The sequence below is a fragment of the Methylobacterium sp. E-005 genome (genome assembly GCF_022829725.1).
GTDB lineage: Bacteria > Pseudomonadota > Alphaproteobacteria > Rhizobiales > Beijerinckiaceae > Methylobacterium.
In genome coordinates this window covers 1-4,864 of the sequence record NZ_JAKSYG010000072.1, presented here as the reverse complement: position 1 = coordinate 4,864, position 4,864 = coordinate 1, and the positions used below count along the sequence as shown (strand labels likewise).

The 4,864-nt window shown below is 70.6% G+C and carries 5 protein-coding genes; 1 reads left to right on the top strand and 4 read right to left on the bottom strand.

The features are described from left to right. Nucleotides 1–340: 340 nt before the first annotated feature. Nucleotides 341–1,051: a YidB family protein gene (locus tag MKK88_RS07590; protein WP_243998447.1), complete on the top strand. Its 711-nt coding sequence runs from the start codon at nucleotides 341–343 to the stop codon at nucleotides 1,049–1,051. Between the two features lie 298 nt (nucleotides 1,052–1,349). Here MKK88_RS07590 and fabF read toward each other — a convergent pair whose 3' ends face one another. The 4 genes from fabF to MKK88_RS07570 all read right to left on the bottom strand — a co-directional run. After that, a complete protein-coding gene (gene fabF, locus MKK88_RS07585; protein WP_243998445.1) occupies nucleotides 1,350–2,612 on the bottom strand; it encodes a beta-ketoacyl-ACP synthase II in 1,263 nt (420 codons plus the stop codon). 161 nt (nucleotides 2,613–2,773) lie between these two features. Further along, the gene (locus tag MKK88_RS07580) at nucleotides 2,774–3,013 is read right to left on the bottom strand and encodes an acyl carrier protein (RefSeq protein ID WP_007559070.1); all 240 of its coding nucleotides are present in this window, start codon (nucleotides 3,011–3,013) and stop codon (nucleotides 2,774–2,776) included. 333 nt (nucleotides 3,014–3,346) lie between these two features. Then, on the bottom strand, nucleotides 3,347–4,084 hold the full coding sequence (gene fabG / locus MKK88_RS07575; RefSeq protein ID WP_243998442.1) for a 3-oxoacyl-[acyl-carrier-protein] reductase: 738 nt from the start codon (nucleotides 4,082–4,084) through the stop codon (nucleotides 3,347–3,349). Between the two features lie 142 nt (nucleotides 4,085–4,226). Further along, nucleotides 4,227–4,864, bottom strand: a 638-nt coding sequence (locus tag MKK88_RS07570) for an ACP S-malonyltransferase (RefSeq protein ID WP_243998440.1), incomplete at its 5' end; no start/stop codon positions are given.

Here is a 4,864-nt window from a genome sequence, read left to right as displayed (position 1 = left end):
GGCGGCCCTGATCAGCTCGGATCGCTGAGGGGACGGGCCACCCGTCTGCGAGTCTCCCCCACCGGGGTTCGGCGGCTTCACACGCGGTCCCTGGCGATACGGGCGCCGGTTCGGATCCGGGTCCCCTCTCCCGTGCGGGAGAGGGGACCGTTGCGCCTCCCGACAGGCGATGCGTGTCCATTCGCGCCCGCACGGGGGCGGAAGAGCAGCGCGTTACCGATCCTCGCAGTGTTCGAGGTCAGCGGCCCCCAACCGCTCCGACGCCGCCCCCGCGAGGCAACCAACCCCGCCCCTGAGGGGTTGTTCGCCCGGGCCCGCTTCGGGCATCGGGGAGGGGCGCATGGGTTTGCTGGAATCGGCAATCGGCGGCGTGCTCGGACAGGTGTTCGGCGGGCAGAAGGGCGGCGCCGGCGGGATGTCGCCCCTGGTGAAGGCCCTGCTGATGCTGCTCCTCGCTAAGGGCGCGAGCGGCGGCTTCGGCGACATCTTCGGGCGCGGGCGCCAGGGCGAGCCCGGCCCCGAGGCCGACCGCTCCGGCGGCGCCGGACCCTATGGGCGCGATCCCGGCCAGCACCCCGCCGATGCCGGCGGACGCCGGCCCGACGAGACCGGCGATATCGGCGGCTGGGACCAGTATGGCGGCCGCCGCGACAGCGGCCCGGCGGGCAATGTCGACGCGTCCCTGCCGCCCGGCGATTTTTCGGACTTGTCCGGCATGCTCGACGGCCCCGGCGACGCCCCGGCCCCGAGCCGCGCCGCCCTGGCGGGGCAGGGGGATCTCGGCGGCCTCGACGGTCTGGTGGAAAGCTTCCGCCAGGGGGGCCTCGGCGACGTGATCGGGTCCTGGATCGGCCACGGCGCCAATCGCCCGGTGGCCCCGGACCAGCTCGCCCGGGTGCTCGGCCCCGACACGGTGGACACCCTTCAGCAGCAGACCGGGATGGACCGCGAGACGCTTCTTTCTCAGTTGGCCCAGGCGCTGCCGGAGGTGGTGCACGCGCTCACGCCGCAGGGGCGGGTGCCGGGAGCGGATGAGCGGCGGGGGTGGTAGCCGGACGCTGGCCCCAGGGCCGGGCGGCGTCCATGACGCAGATCCCGGTCATGACCTCATCTTCAGGGGCCGAGCCATGCCCGGGTCCCGAAGTGGCCCTCCGTGGGGCTGCTGCGCAGTCAGTTACGAGAAGGGCGCGAAGGGAGGTATCACTCAAAACTCACAAAACCCATGCCACAACCATCAAGACCGGCGCGGGAGCGATCGCACCGCATTCCAGATGCTGCCGCACGACCTAAACTTGAGAAATACTTTCCTGAATACTTACTGAGCGTATCGCCAGCGGACGTCGCCGTTCCTACTCGACCCGCCGCATCACCAAGCTCGCATTCGTCCCCCCGAACCCGAACGAGTTCGACAGCACAACATCCACCTGCTTCCGCTTCGCCTCGAACGGCACCAGATCGATCTTGGTGTCGACCGAGGGGTTGTCGAGGTTGAGCGTCGGCGGGATGACGTTGTCGCGCAGGACGAGAATCGAAAAGATCGCCTCGACCGAGCCAGCCGCGCCCAGAAGGTGGCCCACCGAGCTCTTGGTGGACGACATGGTGGCGTTGGCGGCGGCGTCGCCCAGGAGGCGCTCCACGGCCTTCAGCTCCAGCTCGTCGCCCATGGGCGTCGAGGTGCCGTGGGCGTTGATGTAGCCGATCTCGGCGGGCGAGATCCCGGCCCGCTTCACCGCCGCGCTCATGCAGCGGAAGGCGCCGTCGCCGTCCGGGGAGGGGGAGGTGATGTGGTAGGCGTCGCCCGAGAGGCCGTAGCCCACCACCTCGGCGTAGATCTTCGCGCCGCGGGCCTTGGCGTGCTCGTACTCCTCCAGCACCACGATGCCGGCGCCCTCGCCCATGAGAAAGCCGTCGCGGTCGCGGTCGTAGGGGCGGGAGGCTTTTTCGGGCGTGTCGTTGAAGCCCGTGGTCAGCGCCCGGCAGGCGGAGAAGCCGGCGATCGAGAGGCGGTTCACCGGCGACTCGGCGCCGCCCGCCACCATCACGTCGGCGTCGCCGAGCGCGATCAGGCGGCTCGCGTCGCCGATGGCGTGGGCGCCCGTCGAGCAGGCCGTCACCACGGCGTTGTTCGGGCCCTTGAGGCCGTGGGCGATCGAGACCTGGCCGGAGGCGAGGTTGATGATCCGGCCCGGGATGAAGAACGGCGAGATCCGGCGCGGGCCCTTCTCGTGCAGGGTCACGGAGGCATCGTAGATGCCGCCGATGCCGCCGATGCCGGAGCCGATCAGCACGCCGGTGGCGCACTGGTCCTCATGGCTCTTGGGCGCCCAGCCGGCGTCTTTCAGCGCCTCGTCGGCCGCCGCCATCGCGTAGACGATGAACGGATCGACCTTGCGCTGCTCCTTCACCTCCATCACGAGGTCGGGGTTGAAGGTGCCGTCGGTGCCGTCGCCGAAGGGGACCTGCGCGGCGATCCGGCAGGGCAGGTCGGCGGATTCGAAGCCGCGGATCGGGCCGGCGCCGCTGTCGCCCGCGATCAGACGGCTCCAGGTGTGCTCCACCCCGCAGCCCAGCGGCGTGACCATCCCCAGACCCGTGACCACCACCCGCCGCATCGCACCTGTCCCGTCTTGGATCGCGCGCCCGGTCCGCCGGAGCGCATCGTCTATAACTGCCGGAGGGGGATTCGGTCCCGCTCCGAGCCTTCAAAACGCATGACGGCGCGGGGGCTGTTCCGCCTCACCCGCGCCGCGTGACTTAGAACAATCCGAGCGCCTCAGGCGGCGGAGTTCTTCTCCAGGAACTTCACGGCGTCGCCGACCGTCTGGATGGTCTCGGCCGCGTCGTCCGGGATCTCGACGTTGAACTCCTCCTCGAAGGCCATCACCAGCTCGACCGTGTCGAGGCTGTCGGCACCGAGGTCGTCGATGAAGTTGGCGCTTTCGACCACCTTCTCGGGCTCGACGCCCAGGTGCTCGACGACGATCTTCTTCACGCGCTCAGCGATATCGCTCATCGGTCTTCCGTCCTCGTCCTTTAAGTCTGTCAGTCTTCTCGGGGTGGTCCGTTGACCGCGTCGCGCCCTTGCGGGCTTGTTGAGCGGCCGGTGTCCGATTGCGCGTGCTTCTGACGGTGAACCGGCACGGTGCACCGAGATGCCCCCACCGGGAGGCCCTTGGACTGAAAACCCGCTGAACCGTCAACCCCCTGCGCGGCTGCGGGGGGTTGGTAGCACAGGGCTCCCGCCCTGGCGAGGGGCCGTTCAGAAACCCTTCACCGGTGTGGCGTTTGCGTGCCGGAGCACTTGATTCGCGCCGATCCGGACGCCGCCACGACCAGTATCCGGGCGCTAGTACATCGCCATGCCGCCGTTCACGTGCAGCGTGTGGCCGGTGACGTAGCCGGCCTCCGCGGAGGACAGGTAGAGGCAGGCGGCGGCGACCTCCGCGCCCTCGCCGAGTCGCCCGGCCGGCACCCGGGTCAGGATGCCCTCGCGCTGCTTCTCGTTGAGCGCGTCGGTCATCGGCGAGGTGATGAAGCCGGGGGCGATGCAGTTGACGGTGATTCCGCGGGAGGCGACCTCGGCGGCCAGCGCCTTGGTCAGGCCCACGAGGCCGGCCTTGGCGGCGGCGTAGTTGCCCTGGCCGGGATTGCCGGTCGAGCCCACCACCGAGCCGATGTTGACGATCCGTCCGAAGCGGCGGCGCATCATGCCCTTCACGGCGGCCCGCGACAGGCGGAAGGCGGCGGTGAGGTTGACCGAGAGCACCTGCTCCCATTCCTCGTCCTTCATCCGCATGAACAGGTTGTCCCGGGTGATGCCGGCATTGTTCACGAGGATGTCGAGGGGGCCGATCGCGGCCTCGGCGGCCGGGACGAGGCCCTCCACGGAATCCTTGTCGGACAGGTCGGCGACCACCGGGCTCGCCCGCTCGCCGAGTTCGGCCGCCAGCGCCTCCAGGTTCGCCTGCCGGGTGCCCGAGAGGGCGACGGTGGCGCCCTGCGCGTGCAGCGCCCGGGCGATCGCCTGCCCGAGGCCGCCGGTGGCGCCGGTGACGAGGGCCTTGCGGCCGGTGAGATCGAACATGCGGGGCTCCTCTGAAATCGGTTGGGTTTCAAAAGGCCGAGGCCTTTTGCGGGTGCAGGGCAGCGCCCTACAGTCGGGCCTTGCCCGATTGCCAGGTTCCACCCCGACACCCCGCCAAAGGGCTCAGCCCTTTGGAATCCCGTTACAGCGCGAAGGCCGCCACGTCCGTGGGCGTGCCGATCGCGGTGGCGGAGGCCTGCGGCGCGATGCGCTTGACGAGGCCGGTGAGCACCTTGCCGGCGCCAAGCTCATAAAACTTGTCAACGCCCGCCTCCGCCATCGCGGCGACGCTCTCGCGCCAGCGCACCGTGCCGGTGACCTGCTCGACCAGGGCCTTGCGGATCGCCTCCGGGTCGGAGACCGGCGCGGCCGCCACGTTGGCATAGAGGGTGACGCGGGGCACCTCCAGGGGCACGGCGGCGAGCGCCCGGGCCATGGCCTCGGCGGCCGGGGCCATCAGCCGGCAATGGAACGGCGCCGAGACGTTGAGCATCACGGCCCGCTTGATCCCGCGGCCGGTGGCGAGGCCGATGGCCCGCTCCACGGCCGGCCGGTCGCCCGAGAGAACCACCTGTCCGCCGCCATTGTCGTTGGCGACATCGCAGACCGCGCCGCCGCCGGCTTCCTCGGCGAGGGACCGCGCCGTTTCGAGATCGGTGCCGATCAGCGCCGCCATCGCCCCCGCGCCCGGCGCCACCGCCTCCTGCATGGCCGCGCCGCGCAGGCGCAGGAGTTTTGCGGCATCGGCGATCGTGAGGCTGCCGGCGGCGGCGAGCGCCG